General features: G+C 66.0%; 16 protein-coding genes. 1 reads left to right on the top strand and 15 read right to left on the bottom strand.

What is annotated here, in order from left to right; translation table 11 throughout:
• Nucleotides 1-70 precede the first annotated feature (70 nt).
• The 13 genes from CAF53_RS13795 to CAF53_RS13735 are packed head-to-tail and all read right to left on the bottom strand — an operon-like array spanning nucleotide 71 to nucleotide 11,972.
• Nucleotides 71-832, bottom strand: coding sequence for an A24 family peptidase (locus CAF53_RS13795; protein WP_100238349.1), 762 nt, complete (start codon nucleotides 830-832; stop codon nucleotides 71-73).
• Nucleotides 829-1,551 (bottom strand): type II secretion system protein N, encoded by a 723-nt coding sequence (gspN, locus tag CAF53_RS13790; protein ID WP_100238348.1) that lies wholly within the window; start codon nucleotides 1,549-1,551, stop codon nucleotides 829-831. Before gspN ends, CAF53_RS13795 begins: the two co-directional genes overlap by 4 nt.
• Nucleotides 1,548-2,036, bottom strand: a complete 489-nt coding sequence (locus CAF53_RS13785; RefSeq protein ID WP_100238347.1) for a type II secretion system protein M — start codon at nucleotides 2,034-2,036, stop codon at nucleotides 1,548-1,550. Before CAF53_RS13785 ends, gspN begins: the two co-directional genes overlap by 4 nt.
• A complete protein-coding gene (gene gspL, locus CAF53_RS13780) occupies nucleotides 2,033-3,151 on the bottom strand; it encodes a type II secretion system protein GspL (RefSeq protein ID WP_046764882.1) in 1,119 nt (372 codons plus the stop codon). The genes CAF53_RS13785 and gspL overlap by 4 nt, the downstream gene beginning before the upstream one ends.
• Nucleotides 3,148-4,137: a type II secretion system minor pseudopilin GspK gene (gene gspK, locus CAF53_RS13775; RefSeq protein WP_100238346.1), complete on the bottom strand. Its 990-nt coding sequence runs from the start codon at nucleotides 4,135-4,137 to the stop codon at nucleotides 3,148-3,150. The genes gspL and gspK overlap by 4 nt, the downstream gene beginning before the upstream one ends.
• On the bottom strand, nucleotides 4,130-4,768 hold the full coding sequence (gene gspJ / locus CAF53_RS13770) for a type II secretion system minor pseudopilin GspJ (protein WP_046764446.1): 639 nt from the start codon (nucleotides 4,766-4,768) through the stop codon (nucleotides 4,130-4,132). The genes gspK and gspJ overlap by 8 nt, the downstream gene beginning before the upstream one ends.
• On the bottom strand, nucleotides 4,765-5,133 hold the full coding sequence (gspI, locus tag CAF53_RS13765) for a type II secretion system minor pseudopilin GspI (RefSeq protein ID WP_100238345.1): 369 nt from the start codon (nucleotides 5,131-5,133) through the stop codon (nucleotides 4,765-4,767). The genes gspJ and gspI overlap by 4 nt, the downstream gene beginning before the upstream one ends.
• 13 nt (nucleotides 5,134-5,146) lie before the next feature.
• Nucleotides 5,147-5,719: a GspH/FimT family pseudopilin gene (locus CAF53_RS13760; protein ID WP_100238344.1), complete on the bottom strand. Its 573-nt coding sequence runs from the start codon at nucleotides 5,717-5,719 to the stop codon at nucleotides 5,147-5,149.
• Complete coding sequence (gene gspG, locus CAF53_RS13755; protein WP_100238343.1) at nucleotides 5,691-6,200, bottom strand: type II secretion system major pseudopilin GspG; 510 nt, start codon at nucleotides 6,198-6,200, stop codon at nucleotides 5,691-5,693. Before gspG ends, CAF53_RS13760 begins: the two co-directional genes overlap by 29 nt.
• A 10-nt stretch (nucleotides 6,201-6,210) precedes the next feature.
• Complete coding sequence (gene gspF, locus CAF53_RS13750; protein WP_046764449.1) at nucleotides 6,211-7,428, bottom strand: type II secretion system inner membrane protein GspF; 1,218 nt, start codon at nucleotides 7,426-7,428, stop codon at nucleotides 6,211-6,213.
• Complete coding sequence (gene gspE, locus CAF53_RS13745) at nucleotides 7,421-8,950, bottom strand: type II secretion system ATPase GspE (protein WP_046764884.1); 1,530 nt, start codon at nucleotides 8,948-8,950, stop codon at nucleotides 7,421-7,423. The genes gspF and gspE overlap by 8 nt, the downstream gene beginning before the upstream one ends.
• Nucleotides 8,951-8,964: 14 nt before the next feature.
• Entirely contained in the window at nucleotides 8,965-11,157 is a 2,193-nt protein-coding gene (gspD, locus tag CAF53_RS13740; protein WP_100238342.1) for a type II secretion system secretin GspD, read from the bottom strand.
• Nucleotides 11,154-11,972 carry a type II secretion system protein N gene (locus CAF53_RS13735; protein ID WP_100238341.1) on the bottom strand — a complete coding sequence of 273 codons (819 nt, stop codon included), beginning with the start codon at nucleotides 11,970-11,972 and terminating at the stop codon, nucleotides 11,154-11,156. Before CAF53_RS13735 ends, gspD begins: the two co-directional genes overlap by 4 nt.
• A gap of 278 nt (nucleotides 11,973-12,250) precedes the next feature.
• Between CAF53_RS13735 and CAF53_RS13725 the strand changes: the two genes are divergently transcribed.
• Nucleotides 12,251-12,898 carry a 2OG-Fe(II) oxygenase gene (locus CAF53_RS13725; RefSeq protein ID WP_100238819.1) on the top strand — a complete coding sequence of 216 codons (648 nt, stop codon included), beginning with the start codon at nucleotides 12,251-12,253 and terminating at the stop codon, nucleotides 12,896-12,898.
• A 260-nt stretch (nucleotides 12,899-13,158) separates the two neighbouring features.
• On the opposite strand, the gene CAF53_RS13720 is transcribed toward CAF53_RS13725, so the two are convergent.
• Complete coding sequence (locus CAF53_RS13720; protein WP_100238339.1) at nucleotides 13,159-14,607, bottom strand: CYTH and CHAD domain-containing protein; 1,449 nt, start codon at nucleotides 14,605-14,607, stop codon at nucleotides 13,159-13,161.
• A 244-nt stretch (nucleotides 14,608-14,851) separates the two neighbouring features.
• Entirely contained in the window at nucleotides 14,852-17,536 is a 2,685-nt protein-coding gene (locus tag CAF53_RS13715; RefSeq protein WP_100238338.1) for a TonB-dependent receptor, read from the bottom strand.
• Nucleotides 17,537-17,545: the final 9 nt, after the last annotated feature.

Genomic DNA, 17,545 nt, shown 5'->3' with positions numbered 1-17,545 from the left:
CGGCGCTATAAGCAGAGCGGACGGATGGGTCAACGGGGTTTCACCGCATCGTGAAAATTCTCTGCATGGGTCATGCTCCAACGCCGGTGCCCAGCACCGACAGCCACCAGCCCGGCACCGCGGCGACGGCCAGGAAAGTGCCCAGCGGGACCTGTGTCCTGGCGTCGACCGCCCGGCCCACCGCCATCGCCGCCAGAACGGCCAGCAACCCCAGACTGGCGGCCAGCAACACGATGAAGGGCAAGGCCTGCCAACCGAACCAGGCGCCCAGCGCGCCCAGCAACTTGGCATCGCCAAGTCCCAACCCTTCGCGCCCCCGCAACCGCCGATAGCCGAGCGCGACGCACAGCAGCGCCAGATAACCCACGGCGGCACCGATCACGCGATCTCCCATCCCGGCATCGGTGCTCCAGAGCCCGATGGTGAAGCCCAGGAATGCCAGCGGCAGGGTCAGCGCGTCGGGCAGCCATAAATGCCGCTTGTCCAGCACCGCCAGTGTCAGCAGCAGCCAACCGAGCAACGCCCATCCGATCCCGCCCAGGTCGGGCGCGAAACCAAGGGCCAGCGCACCGACGATCGCGCAGCCCGCCTCGATCCGCCCATGCAGCGGATCGATCGCCGCGCCGCAGGTCCGGCAGCGCCCGCGCTGCGCCAGCGCGCTCACTAGGGGGATAAGGTCGACCGCGCCCAGAACACGTCCGCACCCGTCACAGGCCGATCGCCCGCGCGCAACGCCACGTCCCTGCGGCCAGCGCAGGATCAGCGTGGCGAGGAAACTCCCGGCAATGGCGCCCGCTATGCCGCCCAGCAAGGCGGGAAAGATGTGGATCACAGCATCCCTTCGACCTTCAGCACCCGCACGCCCCCGGCATCGGCAAAGCCCGCTTTGGCGAGCGCGTCGCCCAGGGTCGCATCCGCCGTTTCCACCCGCATCTCCGCCACGTAGCGGCCTGAGCGCCAGAGGCGCAGATCGACCTTCTCCAGCCCCGACTGGCTCACCAGCGGCAGCAGCAGTGCCTCGCCATCGCAGCTCGCCACGCCGGACAGGCCCTGGCTGAGATTGAGCCCCGGAAACTGCCCCGCCATCTGCGCCCGCACCCGCCCCTCGGCATGACCGCAACGGTCGCCGGAAAAATAAGCCGACACATCGTCCATGACGAAGCTGCTGACCGGCAATGGCGCGAAGGTCCGCCCCAGCGGCACCGCGCCCGTCACATCATCGATCCCGATCCGCCCGAACCCGACCGTCAGCGCGCCCGCCACGTCATCCGCCGCGCCGTTGCGCCGCCAGACATCGAACCGCGCCCGCCCGACCAGCAGGGGAAGGGGCGACAAGCCGGCATGAACCGATCCGAGCGACGTCGTCCCCAGCATCAGCCGGTCGATCCCGCCGCTCCACACCGTTCCCTGCACTTCACGGGCGGCGACGCCCAGCCGTTCCAGCCCCGCCATGCCCAGCGCGATCCGCATGGGCAGGAACAGGACGAAACCCAGGGCGAAGAGAAGGATCAAGGCGATCCGCATCCTGCGCGAAAGCGACAGGCCCATCATTGCCCGCCGCCCCGTACCAGCACCGCCTGCACCGACACGCTGCCGGCAGTGGGGGACGGCCGCGCGCTCATCGTCTCGACCCGCACGCCCTGCGCCTCCAGTCCCGCCAGCCAGGAAAACAGCGCCACCGGCCGCACCGATGCGATCGCCATGTCCAGCCGGTCGCCACCCTGCGCCTGCGCGCGCTCCAGCGTCAGCCCGGCCTCACCCGCGCTCTGCCCGATGAACTGGTCAAGCGGCACGCCCGCATCCACGGTTCCGGCCGCACGAGGCAAGGACTTCAGCAGCTTCACCTTGGCCCGGATCGACGCATTGCGGTCCGTCGCCTCCCGCAGCGCATCGCGGGTGGAACGCCGCGCCATATCGAGCGGCCGCAGCAACCCCAGCCACAGGATCACCACCGCCAGCAATGCGAACATCACGCCCAGCATCCACTGTTCGCGCGGCGACCGCTCGCCCCATACCGTTTTCAGACGTTCCATCATGACCGCACCGTGATATCCGCCAGCATCCGCCCGCCCGGCTCCTGCGAAGGCGTCGCCGTGATCGTGAAACCGGCCGCCTGCAAGGCCAGCAGCACGCCGTTGATGTCCTCCATCCGCGCCGCCGCCAGCGTCGCCCGCACCATCCCGTCCGGATCGCGCGACAGGGCAGTCAGCGACACGCCCGGCACATCCTGCATCGCCTTCAGCACCCCGGCGACCGGCGCGGTGAAGGCATAGCCCCCCGCCCCGCGCGCCGCGAGCTGGCGGTCCATCTCCGCCTCCGCCTGGACCGGATCGGTCGCGCCGGGCACCACCTGCCGCGCCAGCGCCAGACTGTCCGCATCCAGCCCGCTCGCCGCGAAATGCCGCTTCGCCAGTCCCACCAGCGCGATCGACAAGCTGACGAGCAGGATCAATCCGCTCCAGAGCAGGAGCCGCCCCAGCGTCCGCCTGTCAAACGATCGGCGCACCCTTTTCGCGAAATCGCCTTGCCTGAGGTCCAGCGGCGGCGCGTCGAGCGCGGCGATCGCCCGCGCATCGATCTGCTCATCGGGCACATCCCGGACAACGGCATCGCCGATCAGCTCCGGCAAGGCGAGATCGCCCGCCAGCGCCATATCCGTGCCGCGCAACACCGGCGCGCCACCGACGATCCCGCGCTGGAAACCATCCTGCGGTTCGGGCAACAGCAAGGGCGCCGGCACGATGATGTCGGGGTCCAGCCCATGATGCTGCGCCCAGAGCAGCCAATGCTGCATGTCGGACCGCGCCGCCACGGCGACCAGATGGGGCCGGGCCGGGTCGTCATTCTCATTGGCGGCCGCGAAAAGCTGATCGGCGGGCACGACACCGCCGGCCAGAGCCGCCAGCCGCGCCGCCGCCCGGCCCTGCCGCGCGGGCAGGTCGGGATAGCGTCCCTCATGCAGCGTCACCAGCGCCGCCGGCGGGACGAGCATCACGGTCATATCATCGGGCAAGGCGGCAAGCCCGCAAGCCGCCAGCCAGTTCGCCCCCTCGCCCGTCTGCACCACTGCGCCGTTCGCCACCCGCATCCAGTGCGGCTCGGCCCCCGGCTCCTCGGCCAGCGTGACGATCAATCCTTCGGCCTGGCTCACGCCCCGCCCCCCCAATTACGGCGTATCAGCATCGCCGGGCTCTGCCGCGCATCGATCAGCGCCCGTTCGACCACCTGCGTCCCCCCGACATCCACCGACACTTCCACTCCGAAAAATCCTGTCGTCAACTTGACCTGGTTGGCCACTTCCTCGAGCGGACTCAATCCCGCCAGCGCGGGCACGGCCCAGAACGCCACCGTGCTGCCGTACCCCTCCGCAGGCCGTTGTGCCAGCAATTGCCGCGCTTGCGCGACACTCAATTGCCCCTGCATCAGCATGGCGAAGAGCGGCGCCTGGCTGGGCAGCAGCGTATTGATGTTGATCGGCGACAGATCCGCCGTCGGCAGGGCGCAGACCCAGGGCCGCGCCAGATCGTAGATGGCGGGCGTCACCCCGTGCACGGCGCGCAATTCGCTGGGATCGACCATGAAGCGATTGGCCGTGCGATAGGGCTGCGCGGCCTGCGCGTAGATGTCATCCTCCGCCCCGCCAGGCTGGGGCACGCCGTCCGTATCGATCCAGTCCGCCAGGGATGCCGCCGCCACCTGCGCCTGCCGCGCATCGACTCCCAGTGCCTGCAACAACGCCTGGAACTGCGACACGCCGACCGGCCGGACCTTGAGATCGGCCTCGCTTGTCCCCGCCACCACGCTGTTGAGGTTGAAGCAATTGCCGCCGTCCGTCACCCGCGCCGTCGCCACGCCGCCCGGCACTGGAATGGCCTGTGGCGTGCCCATCCAGTTCCCGGCCAGCGTCGTCTTGCCCGGATTGGCCGCCACCAGATCGCCGATCCGCAGGCGCGCTATTTCCGTCCCGGCATCGGCAAAGGCGCGTGCCTGATCGATCGCACCGCCATTGCCGGTCATCCGCGTCGCCAGCGCCAGTCGCTCCAGCGCCGTCGTGGCGACCACCGCCATCACCGCTACCAGCAGCAGCACCGTCAGCAGCGCCGCGCCGCGCTCCTTCCTGTTCCGGGAATCAACCACTGGTTGCCACCCCCTCCAGCCTTTCCACAGGCCCGGGCCCGACCAGGAAGCGCAATGTCACCGGCGGCTCGCCCGTCCGCGTCACCGTCATCTCCACGGCGCGCGGCATCAGGTCGGGCTGGGTCGGCACCCATTCGTCGCGCCACTCGCCACCTGCATCGCGGAAACGCAGCGCCACATCCTCGACATGGCTCAGCAATGCCGCCGGTTCGCCGCCCGCCGCGCCGTCGACCTGGGCATAGGTGCGCCGCTCCAGCCGCCCCTGCCGCACCCAATATTCGACCTTCTGCAAGGAAGGCCGCGGCAGGTCGCCCAGATTGTCCCAGCCCCCCCGCACGAATTGAAGCACGGGCAGGCTCTCACCCTCCCGATGCGACCAGAAGGCGGGCGCCAGCGTCCCCGCCTCCGTGCGGCTGATGCGCGGGACCGCCTGCCCCAGATCGGCCGCCAGCGCGCCGCCCGCCCGCTGCACCGCCGCCATGTCGTCCAGCCGCAGCCTGATCTGCGCCTGCGCCGACACGCTGTTGCCCAGCAACAGCACCCCCGCCGCCGCGAGCATGGCGAAGATCATCAGCGCCACGAGCAGTTCGATCAGGGTGAAGCCCCGTTCCATGGCGGGCGGACAGGTCATTGGACCACCCGCACGAAACTCAGCACGACCGGCGAGGAACCCGACTGCCCATCGACCACCAGATTCACCTGCAACAGCCGCTTGTCGTCGGTCGCCTTGACTTGCCGCGTCCAATGCCAGCGCCGGCCACCATTATCGACCTCGCCTTCCTCGCTGCCAAGCGAAGGCGGCGCGGGATCGGTCCGAAGTTCCACCATCAGGTTACGCGCGACGATCTGTCCCATGGCCTTGCTGTCGAGATCGGCCGCCGTGTGCAATGTCACGCCCTGCAAGCGCACCAGAGCAAGCGCCGCCAGGCTGAACACCGCCAGCGCGACGAGCATTTCGAGCAGGGTGAAGCCCCATTGCCCCGCATGTCGGTCCATAGGGCCGATCCGCTCAACCACCGACCAGCACCTTTCCGGCCATATCGACCGTCACCGACACCCGCTCGCCCTCACGCGCCAAAGTGACCGTCATCGGATCGGTCGGCAGGCCGGTGCCGTCGAAACCGATCTGCTGCCGCCCATCCTTGCCGACTAATGCCCGCGTGCCCCCCTTCCAGTTGGCAGTGACGAAGGGCTTGTCCTCCAGCCCCACCCATTGCCCTCCATCGCGACGCTGGAACCCGTAGCCCGACGCGGAAACCCACACGCCGATGGGGCGCGCGGTGACGACCGCTTCGTCGCGCGCGGCGGCCACACGTGCGGCGAAGCGGTCGGCATCCTCGATCACCCGTCCGCGCGGATCGGGGATCGCCAACACCACCGCGGCCGAAATGAAGCCGATGATCGTCAGCACGACCATCAGTTCTATCAACGTGAAGCCGTGTTCGGCGGAACGCCTCAGGGAAGTGAAGCCGTGTTCGGCGGAACGTCGCAAAGGGGTGAAGCCGTGTTCGGCGGAACGTCGCAAAGGGGTAAGGCCTGCCCGAAAGCCGCGATCAAAGCTCGCTGGAAGTGATGTCGGCATTTTCATTCTCACCGCCCGGCTGACCGTCCGCACCCAGCGAACTGATCTCGAAGGCGCCCTTCCGGCCCGGCACGGCATAGCCGTAGGGCCGCCCCCAGGGATCGTTCGGCAGCTTCTTGATATAGCCGCCACGCCGGTAGCGCTGCGGCTGGGCAAGCGAGGCGGGCGGATTGATCAACGCCTGCAACCCGTCCGTGGCCGATGGATAGCTGAGATTGTCGAGCCGATATTGCTCCAGCGCCTGCTCGATCGTGGCGATGTCGGCCTTGGCCTTCTCGACCCGCGCCGTGTCGGTCGCCGGAATGACGTTGATCGCCACGATCGTCGCCAGCAGGCCGATGATGACGATGACGACCATCAGTTCGACCAGCGTGAAGCCGTGTTCGGCGGAACGTCGCGAAGAACTGAAGCCGTGTTCGGCGGAACGCCTCCCATCATTCGCGAGAGCGCGGGAATGACGGCGGGAAAAGAAATCCAACATAAACACTCCTTCAGGCCCCGGTCAGGCTCTGCAACTGCAAAATCGGCAGCAGGATGGACAGGATGATGACGGCGACGATACCGCCCATCAATATGATGATCACCGGCTCCAGCATGGCGAGCGCGGTGGAGGTGAAGCTGTCGAATTCCCGCTCCAGATAATCCGCCGCCCGCTCCAGCATCGTATCGAGCCGTCCCGCGCTCTCCCCGCTCGCCGCCAGATAGACCAGCAAGGGCGGAAACACGCCCGCCCGCCGCAGCGCCGCCGACAGGCTGCCGCCGCCGCGAATGGCCTCGACAATCTGCTCCGAAGCCTGCCGCAGCACGCGATTATGGACCGTCTGCGTCGTCAGCGACAGCCCCTCCATCAGCGGCAACCGGCTCGCCACCATGGTCGAAAGCGTCCGCGCCATCCGCGCCGCATGAAGGTCACGGATCAACCGCCCCAGCAGCGGCAGGCGTAGCAGCATGGCATCGAAGCGATAGCGAAAGCCATCGACCTTGAGCGCCCGCCAGAAGCCGAAGGCGCCAAGCCCGATCAGGATCAGCAACAACCACCAATAACCCGCCAGAAAGGCTGAAACTGCCATCACCATCCGCGTCAGCAGCGGCAATTGCTGGCCGACCGTATCGAACTGCTCGACCACCTTGGGCACGACGAAGATCATCAGCGCCGCGACCACGCATACGGCGAAGACCGCCAGCACGCTGGGATAGGCAATGGCCGTCAGCACCTTGGAACGGATCACCGCCTGCCGCTCCATCAATTCGGCCAGCCGTTCCATGATCGTCGGCAGGCTGCCCGAACTTTCCCCGGCCGAAACCATCGCGCGATAGAGCGCCGGAAAGCTTTTCGGCTCGGCGCCCAGCGCATCGGCCAGCCGCCGCCCCTCCAGCACCCCCGCATGCACCTTGCCGACGATCGCCTGGACATGCGCCTGCTCGCTCTGCCGTCCGATGGTCCGCAGCGATTCCTCCAGCGGGCTGACCTGGATCAGCGTGGACAATTGCCGCGTGAACAGGGTCAATTCCTTGGCCGACAGGCGGGGCGTCCGCAGCGACAACCCCGCCCGCTTGCGCGCCTTTTCGACGGCACCGGGCTCGATCCGCACGATGAACAGCTTGCGCGCATCCAGCCGGGCGCGGGCATCGTCCATCGTGTCGGCCTTGACCGATCCTTTGCGCTCCTTCCCCGCAGGGTCAAGCGCAATATAATCGAACTCAGCCATCGGCGATGGTTTCCGCCTCCGCCGCATCGCGCCGCGACACGCGGATCGCCTCCTCCGCCGTGGTCTGTCCGTCGCGCACCAGGGCCCGCGCCGCCGATCCCAGATTGGGCGTATTGAGGAAGGCGTGGCGCGCGATCAGCGATTCATCGCCGCCGTCATTGATGAGCCGCCGGATCGTATCGTCCACCCGGATCGCCTCGAACACACCGATCCGGCCCTTGTAACCGGAGCCGTTGCATTCCTCACAGCCCCGCGCCCGGTAGATGATCGTGCCGGGATCGAAGCCCAGCAGGGCGCTGGCCGACTTGTCCGCCTGCACTGGCTCCCGACAATGCTGGCAGAGCCGCCGTACCAGCCGTTGCGCGATGACGGCGCGCAATGTCGAAGCGAGCAGAAACGGCTCCACCCGCATGTCGCGCATACGGGTGATGGCGCCCACCGCATCATTGGTATGCACGGTGGACAGCACCAGATGCCCCGTCAGCGACGCCTGCACGGCGATCTCCGCCGTTTCGCGATCGCGGATTTCACCGACCATCACGACGTCCGGGTCCTGCCGCAGGATCGCCCGCAGCCCCGCCGCGAAGGTCAGGCCCACCTTGGCATTCACCTGCGTCTGGCCGACGCCCTCGATCGCATATTCGACCGGGTCCTCCACGGTCAGGATATTGCGCGTCCCGTCATTGAGTTGCCTAAGGCCCGCATATAGCGTCGTCGTCTTGCCCGAACCGGTCGGCCCGGTGACGAGGATGATGCCATTGGGTTCCCGCAACCCCTCCCGGAAAATCCTGTCGGCGGCGCCCATCATGCCGAGCAGGTCAAGGCTCATCCCCGCATTCTCCTTGTCGAGAATGCGCAGCACCACCCGCTCCCCCGCCCGGCTGGGCAGCGTCGACACGCGCACGTCGAGCAATTTTCCGCCCAGTGTCAGCCCGATCCGTCCGTCCTGCGGCACCCGCCGCTCGGCGATGTCGAGCCGTGCCATCACCTTGATGCGGCTGACGACGACCGGCGCGACATGCGGCGGCATGCGCAGCGTTTCGCGCAGCACGCCGTCGACGCGCATCCGCACGATCAGGCCGGTCTCATAAGGCTCGATATGGATATCGGACACGCCCTGCCGCGCCGCTTCGGCAATGATGCCGTTGATCAGCCGGATCGCAGGCGCATCGTCGGCACTGTCGAGCAGATCGTCCGCCGTCGGAATATCGGCGGCCAACATGTCCAGTTCGTCCGCGCCGACCTCCAGCGAACCGGCCATGGCGGCGGCGGTCCCTTCCATCGCATAATGGTCGGACAGATGCCTGTCGAACTGCGGCCCGTCGACGAAACGGACGTCGAAACTGCGCGCCAGATGCCGCCGCACCTCCAGCAGCACGCGGGGATCGCTGCCCTCGCGCACGGCGATGGTCAGCCGCTCACCTTCTTGTGGAAGCATGACGACGCCATGCCTGCGCGCGAAGACATAGGGTATGTCCACGGCGCGCGGCGCGACGTGCGGGGGGATGGGATCAGGGTCCATCGCGGCTGCTTCATTCACCGTTTCTCTCCGCTTGCCGGGATTTCCACGGGACGCACGACACCGCTCGACTGGCGGGCTGTCGGCTCGATGATTTGCGCGGGCGGCTGTACCACGGCATCGCCCGGCTGTGGCGCCGGAGCCGGCGGCGTCGCGCCCATATAGTCGCGGACCAGTTCGTCGATGCTCGGTTCCTGATCCGGATTGCGCTGCAACTGCATGCCCCGGATATAGCCGTAGCGCTGCTGCGTCAGCTTTTGCGCATCCTCCTTCGACCGCAGGATGGTCGGGCGGATGAAGACCATCAAATTGGTCTTGGTCCGGCTCTTGGAGCGCGACTTGAACAGCTCGCCAATGCCCGGAATATCGGACAGCAGCGGAATCCGCTCGATCGTCCGCCGCTCATTATCGTCCAGCAGGCCGCCCAGCGCCAATATCTCGCCATCGTCGACCGTCACGGTCGTCTCGATCTCGCGTTTGTTGATGATGAGGTCGCTGTTGTTGTTCGACACCGGCCCCGCGACGCTCGACACCTCCTGCTTCAGGAACATCTTGATCGCGCCGCCCGTGTTGATCTGGGGCTTCACCTCCAGCTTGATGCCGACATCCTGCCGCTGGACGGTGCGGAACTGGTTGTCGAAATTCTGGCTCAGCGCCTCGCCGGTCGTCACCGGCACCTGCTGCCCGACCAGAATGGAGGCCTTCTGATTGTCCAGCGTCATGATCGACGGCGTGGACAGGATATTGCTGTTGGTATCCGATTTCACGGCATTGAGGATCGCACCGAAAATGCCGTTCTTGCCGATCTGCGTGCCAAGGCCGCCGATGATGCCGGTGGCGCTGGACAGGCTGTCGACCGCCGCCTGCTGGAGCGTGCCGGCAAGATCGCTGTTGGTCTGCGTCTCGGTCGTGGTGGTCGTTCCGTCGGCCGCGACAATCGTGGTCTTGGTCGTACCCAGCCTGTCCGCCGCCACAGCTCCGGCGATCGTCAGCAAATTGGGCGAGGCGTTGGAATAGTTGGTCGCTGCAAAGCCGGTGGACGTGCTGCCGATCAGGAACTGCACGCCCAGTTTCTTCGCCGCGGCATCGCTGATCTCGACGATGATCGCCTCCACCAGAACCTGCTCGCGCCTTGTGTCGATCTGGCGGATCGTCTCGCCCAGCATCCGCTGCACGTCGCTGTTCGCCGCGACGATGATCGCATTGGCGCCCTCATAGCGGGTAACGATGGCGGGGCCGCGCGTGGAAATGCCGTTGCCGCCGGACCCGCCCGCACTCGCCATGATCGGCGCCGAGGAAGCGGCAGCGGGCACTGCCGAAGGCGCCCCTCCCGCCGCCGGGGTCGAAGCCGTCACCGCCGAACTGGTCGATTGCCCGACAAGCTGCTGCAACACCGGCAAAAGCTTCTCCGCATCGGCATGTTCCAGCCAGTAGACGCGGATTTCGGTTCCGCTCGCCGCCTGGCGGTCCAGATCCCGCGCCATCTGCGCCAGCCGCGCCACGGTCCCGGCGTCGCCCCGGATCGCCACCGCATTGCTGCTGTCGACCGGCACGATGGTCGCGGGCTTGGCGGCCCCCTCTCCACCCGTCGTCACCAGAGCCTGAAGCGATGTCGCGATCTCCCGCGCCCCGGCATTTTTCAGCACGACCGTCATGGTCGAGGCGGTATCCCGGTCGATCCGTGCGATCACTTGCCGGATGCGCCCGATATTGTCCGCATAGTCGGCCACGACCACACTGTTTCCGGCCCGGTTCGCCGTCACGGAACCATCCTTGCTGACCAGCGGCCGAAGCGTTTCCAGTGCGCTCGCCGCATCGATCGAACGCAGGCGGAACACCTCCGTCACGAACTGGTTGCGATTGGCCGCCCGCCCGACGGCGCTGGGCTGTCCCGCCGCTCCGTCCGCCGGCTGGATGCGATAGGCCCCGCCCGGCGCCGGCACCGCCACCAGCCCGTTCGCCCGCAGGGTCGACAGGAAAATCTCGAAATATTCCGATCGGGACAAAGGCCGGTCGGTGACGACCGACACCTTCCCCTGCACCCGGTTGTCGATGATGAAGGTACGCCCCGTCACCCGCGCCGCGTCCTGGATGAAGGCCCTTATATCGGCATCGCGCACGTTCAACGTCTGCTGCGCCATGACCGGCGATGCGATGGGAGCCGCCAGAGCGAGGGCCATGGCGGCGGAAAGAAGCAATTTTTGGGTCATTGGCCTTGCAGTGTCAGATTGACCGAGGCCATGGCGGCACCACGCTCGATCGTCAAAGAGATGCGCGCGCCGGGCATGATCTTGCCCTGCAACGCCTGAAGATCACCCACCGAACCGACCGGCTGGCCGTCAATCTGGGTAACGATGTCGCCGGGCTGGAAACCGGCATTCTGGAAGGTCGGCCCCTTGGCCGTCAGGATGAGGCCCGTCACGCGCCCATTCTGCATCCGGGGGGTAAGGCCTACATCGCGTTTCAGCATGTCGGCGGTCGGATTGTCGATCCCCGCCACCGGCGGCGGAGGCACCCCGCCCTCCGGCGCGGCGGCCGGCGCGGGCTGCGACTGGTCCAGGAAAACCTGTTCCTCGACGCCGCCGCGATCGATGGTGACATGATCGAAGGCCACGGCTTTCAGCTTCACGCCGGGCATGATCTCCTCGCCGACGGCGAAGCTGTTCTGCACGCCGTCCGGCCCGGCGACGATCGCCGATCCCAGACCCGATCCTTCGTTCAGCCTGATGCCATAGACCGTCAGCGCCAGCGAGGTCACGACGCCGCTGCCCGCCTGTTGCGGACCGCTGCGATAAAAGGGGTCGAAGCCCGAAAATAGCGACTGCCGCTCGGCGATGGACAGAAATCGCGCCTGCCGCCCTTCCCAGGGGCCGAAGCTGCCCACAGGCGTCAGCACCGCCCAGACCAGCCAGGCGCCTTGCAACGCCAATATCCCCAGCAGCAGCTTCTCGACCACCGACAGCCAGTCGATGGGCCGTAGCCGTCCGCCGAACTTCAGGATATTGTCGCCATAAGGCACACGCATAAGCGTCGATCATCCCCCTTGCTGTCTGCGCCTGCTAGGCAAATGGCTTTACCGCCAGATGACCGTTTTGTGACGCTTTGATGACGATCGCAACGCAGAAACGACAAGGCTTGCATTTCACACGGCCAGCGATAGCAAGGGCGCTCTTCCAGAGCGATTTCAATCGGCCGGCCTTGATCGCGGTCGGGAAATCGCAGCAAATCAATGACCTGGATCGGCCTGTCCCTATGCTCGGTTCGACCGCTCCGACCGTCCGGCTTCTTTTTTCAGGATGAATGATGGCCGACCGCCTGCCTCCTTGCGCGCCTGACGGCGATCCGGCCTGGATCGCGGGGCACGCCCATGTCCAGCGCGTCCCCAGTCGGGAATTGACGCTGTTCATCCAGCGCGGCTTCCTTTCCGCGCAGGAATGTTCGGGCCTGATCGAACGGATCGAGGCGCATCGCCGCCCTTCGACCATCGCGGACGCGAATGGCGACGGCACTTTCCGTACCAGCGAGACCTGCGACCTCGATCCATCGGACCCGTTCATCGCGACGATCGACGCGAAGCTGGCGGCCTTTGCCGGTATCGATCCCGCTTATGGCGAGCCGATCCAGGGCCAGCGCTATGCCGTCGGCCAGGAATTCAAGGCGCATACCGATTATTTCGAGCCCAGGGGACCAGATTTCGCCCGCTATTGCGCGGTCGCGGGCAACCGCACCTGGACATTGATGGTCTATCTCAACGAGCCGGCGGCCGGCGGGGCGACCCGCTTCGTCAAGATCGGCAAGACGGTCCAGCCCGAAACCGGCAAGCTGCTCGCCTGGAACAACCGCCGCGCTCCGGGAGACTATAATGCCGCCAGCCTGCACCACGGCATGAAGGTGCGGGGCGGCGTGAAGCATGTCATCACCAAATGGTTCCGTGAGCGTCCCTGGAACTGATGACAGGGAGATGGTCGGCCAGACCAGGGCATTCCTTCACCCTTTCGGGAGAAGGATTAAAAGCATGGCTGAGCATAGTGAAGCTAAGGCGGAGCTGGATGAGGGGGAGCGGGCTGAAGGCCCGCGCGATCCTGTGGATCGCTCACCCCCTCACCCAGCTACGACTAGCCGCCAAGCTGCCAAGTCTACGCAGCCCTCTCCCTACAGGGAGAGGGATAGAGGAATGTCCGTTTTCCACCCTCTTCCGCCGGAACGCACCCTTATCGCCAGAAACGCGGCGCCTCCACCAGATCCTCATGGGCGCGGGCCGCCGCCGCCAGGAGTTTCCGCTTCTGCTTCTTCCGGACCTCCGCCCCCTCGCTATCCAGTCCATAATGCGCCAGCAGCCCCGGCGCAGCGACCAGATCGTTCAGTTCGCCCAGGTCCCGCTGCACTTCCTCCAGTGCGGCAATGAACGCCCCATGCCGTCGCCTCGCCTTCCTGCGGTCGAACAGCCCGGCAAAAAATTCGGAGGCGTAGCGCAGCTTCTTCGCATCCTTGCGCACCTCATGCCGCGCCTCGTCGCTCAATCCCGCAAGACCCTTGCCGTCCTCCACTATCCGCCTGCGAAGCCGCCGCAGGCGACGCGCGGCAAAGTCGGCCGCCGGTTGGTCCCGTAAAGCCTGCGCTTTCCCTTCGACATGCCCCGCACCCAGGGTCAGCCATTCCAGCAGATCGATCAGCAACATCCGCACGCGTGCCGAACGCAGCCGTTCCCCGACCCGGCCATGCACCTCGGTTCGCACCGCCTCCAGCCGCCCGCGCAGTTCCTCCGCCTCGATCCGATCGGCCAGCACATCCAGATTGCGCGCCTCGCCCAGCACTCCGGCAAGCCATTTATAGTCGCGCTGGAAACGCGTCACATCTCCCGGAGGCAATATCGGCTTGAACAGCGAAAAGGCCGACCGCAGCCGCCGGATCGCCACCCGCGCCTGGTGCAGCGCCCTGGCGTCATAATGATCGAGCAAAATCGCCTCATTCAGCCGATAATGACGCAGGCAGGCGCCCGCGATCCGCAGAAAGGCTTCACCCGTCGCCATGGTGGGGACAAGCGCGACCGGCTCCGCCTTGATCCATGCCGTCATGGCGCCACGCAGCCTGTAGCCGCGCTCCGCCTTGGTCATGACGCCGGGGCGCACGGCTACTTCCGCATCGATCCGCCGCGCCAGGGTGAAGAGCGCTCCTGGCTCTCCCCGCTTCAATTCCAGTTCGATCTCGCAAAGCGCCGTTTGCCGACCGTCCGCGCTCACCATTCCACGGTCGAGCACCAATTCGATGTCGGCATCGTCCTGCGCCACCCGCCATGTCCGCCGTTCGACATCGACATGAAAGGCGGGGACAATGGCATGCACGGCATCCCCCAGCATAGCCGCGATCGGCGTGCGGGCATCGAACACCGGGACTTCGCTCTTGACCGGCATTTCCCATTCCGCCCGCGCGAACAGGCCGCCCTCGGCCGCGTTTCCGGACTTGACGGTCTGGATCAGCCGCTTGCGCGAGCGGCGGATACGCAGGCTGATGCCCCGCGCGGCCAGCGCCTGGTCCGGCGTGTCGAAATAGACCGCGTGCAACGCCGCCACATCGCTCTCGCCCGGAAGGAAGACCAACCGCCCGAATGCGTCCGCCGCCTCGGGCACGAGTTCCAGCTTCAGTTCGATTTCCCGCTCCACGCGCTGCCTCCGCGCATTTCCCGGCCATGATCAGGTCAGGCCTTTATCACGAACCCTCCGGCCAGGCGAATCGTTCCAGACGCAGAACGGCCGACCCGCCGGTGGCGGATCGACCGTTCGATGCCTCCAGCAGAGGTCGTTTCCAGAGCGGGCTGCGTTAAACCTGACGCAGCCCGCGCGATCTAAGATTTTGTTATAACATCAGTTTTCGCAAGAGCCGGTTCCCACTTTTGCGCACGATGCTCTAAAAAGCGACGGTCAACGACGCGGCAATGGTCGTGCCGATCTTGTACCGGTTATAGAACACCTTGTTGCCGTCCATTTCCTGGAACTCCTGGAATTTCCGGCCGGTGATGTTGCGGGCCTCGAACTTGAATTCGCTGTTGATCCCGCCCGGCAGCTTCACCCCCTGCCGCGCCACGAAGTCCAGCGTCAGGCCCGGCTTCTCCTTGATGTCGGGCTGAAGGTTCGGACCACGACTCGTCACGCGGGGGCTGGCATAGGTCAGCAACAGCGTCTGCTGCGACAGCCTGTCCGTATCCTCCAGGCCGATCTGGAAATTCACCAGATGGTCCGACTGGCCGGTCAGCGGCACGCTGTCCTGGAAATAGTCCGACGCCGCCGGCAATGGCCCGGTGGTATAGCTATAGGGGATGGTGGTGTCGCCGTCGCTGACCTTCAGCTTCGACTTGGTATAGGTATAGTTGCCGATCAGCACGATCCGCCGGGTCTGGAAGAAGGCGCCATCCGACCAGCCGTCCAGCGGCAGATATTTCTGCGCCTCGATCTCCGCGCCGTAGAGCGTCGCTTCGGGCGCATTGGCGAAGCTGGTGGTCACGTCATATTTGTCGTTGATGGTGGTGTAGGTTTCGATCGGATTATCGATCTTCTTCCAGAAACCGGCCAGCGTCAGCCGCTCGTCGCGACCCATATACCATTCGGCGCGGGCTTCGGCGTTCCAAAGCTCGCTGTCCTGCAGGAACGGATTGCCGCGATAGAAGCGGTTGGATTCCGTGTCGATATAGGGCTGCGCGATCAGTTCGCGGAACTGCGGACGGGCGATGGTCTTCGACCCGCTGATGCGGAACTGAAGCCCCTTGGACGCTTCGAACGTCACGGTCGCGGCAGGCAGCCAATAGCTTTTGTCGATCCTGTTCACCGGGGTCAGCCCGCTATTGTAGACATCGACGCCCGTGACCGACTGCTTGCCCTTTTCATAGCGCACGCCCGCATCGATGGTGAGGCCCGGCACCAGTTCCGCCTTCACCTGGCCATAACCGGCATGGACGCGCAGCGCGGCGTCATAGACCGGATAATTGCCGGAAAAGTCCAGCAGGCCCATGTCGTAGAGCTGGATCGCCGCGTCCGACAGCAGATAGTCGGGCCGCATCTGCTGCGCCCCGATCGGCAGGTTGGTCGCATCGAAATGCAGTTCGTAGCGCGAGGATGTCCGCTTGGTGTCGCTGAACGCATAACCCGCCGTCAGCGTCAAAGCGGGCGAGAATTTGTAGCTGAGGTCAGCGCCCGCCGACCACAGATCCTCGTTCAGGTCGCTAAAGGTGATCGATGCATCGCCGCGCTGACGGTTCAGCGCGTTGATGAAGCGGTCGCCCACCGGATCGATCGCCAGGGGACGGTTGGTGCGCACATATTCGAACTCGCGCTCATAAGGCGCTTCGCGCTGCGAATTGGCATAGCCGCCGCGCAGGTCCAGGCTCAGCGCATCGGCCAGCTTGAACTCGCCGACCAACTGCGTGTCGATCAACTGCCGTTCATACCAGGCGGTGTTCTGCTTCATGTAATCCGCACCCTCGATCTCGCCATTATTCTGGCCGAGCGACAGGGCGCCGCGCTTCAGCGTGTCGCGGATGAAGACATTGGTCCAGCGGATCTTCTGATCGCCCAGTTCCAGCCCGACGCCGAACAGGGCGTTCACGGTGACGTCATTATCCGTGTTGACCTGCGTGCCGGTCTTGCCGGGTGCCTGGGTCAGGTCGGTCGACGCCTGTTGCAGCGTCTCGCGCGTGCGCCACTTGTTGCTGTAGGATGCGGTCAGCAACAGGCCCATGCGACCGTCGCTGCCGATGTCGAAGGACGTGCCCCCGTTCAGCGACGCGGAAAAGTTGAAGGGCAGGCTGTTGGTCCGCTGCAGCACCGAAGTCTTGGCGTTCAGGAACTGCATGGCAATCGCCTGCTGCTCTCCGCGCGGCATGTTGGAGAAGGGCACACCGCTCTTGAAAGCGTCGGCCAGCAGCGGCGGGACGTCGCGCGAACTGTCGTCGAAGCCGGTCCAGTCCGACTTGGCGCCATAATAGGTATAGCCAAGCTGGCCCGAGGTTTCGGTGTTGGCCGAGCTGCCGACGCTCAGTTCCAGATAGCTTTCGACCGGGATCGCCTTGGTGGTGAGGTTGATCACGCCGCCGCCGAATTCGCCGGGGAAATTGGCCGAATAGCTTTTCTGCACCAGGGTCGAGGCGATCACGCTGGTCGGGAAGATGTCGAGCGGGACGACGCGCTTCAATGGCTCGGGGCTGGGCAGCGGGGAGCCGTTGAGCAGTGCCAGCGAATAGCGGTCGCCAAGGCCGCGCACATAGACATAGCCGCCCGACACGACCGAAAGGCCGGTCACGCGCTGGAGCGAACCGGCGATGTCGCCCTCGCCCGTGCGCTTGATGTCGGCGGCCGACAGCACGTTCACCACCTGCGGCGCGGCCTGCGAGATGTTGCTGGTGCGGCGGCCGGTGACGATGATGTCGGAACCGGGGATCGAGACATCGACCCGGCCGGCCTGGGCGTCGGCTTCCTCGGATGCGGTCGGCGTGCCCGACGTGACGGGCGGCGTCGGCGCGGCGTTCTGGGCCATGGCGGCAGGCGCGACGAGCGCGGTGGAAATCAGGAGCAGACGCGCCATGTTCAGCGGCTGTGACATGAAAATGTC

The sequence above is a fragment of the Sphingobium sp. LB126 genome, assembly GCF_002795205.1.
GTDB classification, from domain to species: Bacteria; Pseudomonadota; Alphaproteobacteria; order Sphingomonadales; family Sphingomonadaceae; genus Sphingobium; species Sphingobium chungbukense.
Note: the sequence above shows the minus strand (reverse complement) of the source record. Positions and strands in the feature narration are given on the sequence as shown.

Bases quoted from the DNA above. Each gene is read 5' to 3' on its own strand.
- gspN (WP_100238348.1), bottom strand. From the start codon at position 1,551: ATGATGGGCCTGTCGCTTTCGCGCAGGATGCGGATCGCCTTGATCCTT.
- CAF53_RS13785 (WP_100238347.1), bottom strand. From the start codon at position 2,036: ATGATGGAACGTCTGAAAACGGTATGGGGCGAGCGGTCGCCGCGCGAA.
- gspJ (WP_046764446.1), bottom strand. From the start codon at position 4,768: ATGACCTGTCCGCCCGCCATGGAACGGGGCTTCACCCTGATCGAACTG.
- gspI (WP_100238345.1), bottom strand. From the start codon at position 5,133: ATGGACCGACATGCGGGGCAATGGGGCTTCACCCTGCTCGAAATGCTC.
- CAF53_RS13760 (WP_100238344.1), bottom strand. From the start codon at position 5,719: ATGCCGACATCACTTCCAGCGAGCTTTGATCGCGGCTTTCGGGCAGGC.
- gspG (WP_100238343.1), bottom strand. From the start codon at position 6,200: ATGTTGGATTTCTTTTCCCGCCGTCATTCCCGCGCTCTCGCGAATGAT.
- gspF (WP_046764449.1), bottom strand. From the start codon at position 7,428: ATGGCTGAGTTCGATTATATTGCGCTTGACCCTGCGGGGAAGGAGCGC.
- gspE (WP_046764884.1), bottom strand. From the start codon at position 8,950: ATGGACCCTGATCCCATCCCCCCGCACGTCGCGCCGCGCGCCGTGGAC.
- gspD (WP_100238342.1), bottom strand. From the start codon at position 11,157: ATGACCCAAAAATTGCTTCTTTCCGCCGCCATGGCCCTCGCTCTGGCG.
- CAF53_RS13735 (WP_100238341.1), bottom strand. From the start codon at position 11,972: ATGCGTGTGCCTTATGGCGACAATATCCTGAAGTTCGGCGGACGGCTA.
- CAF53_RS13725 (WP_100238819.1), top strand. From the start codon at position 12,251: ATGGCCGACCGCCTGCCTCCTTGCGCGCCTGACGGCGATCCGGCCTGG.
- CAF53_RS13715 (WP_100238338.1), bottom strand. From the start codon at position 17,536: ATGTCACAGCCGCTGAACATGGCGCGTCTGCTCCTGATTTCCACCGCG.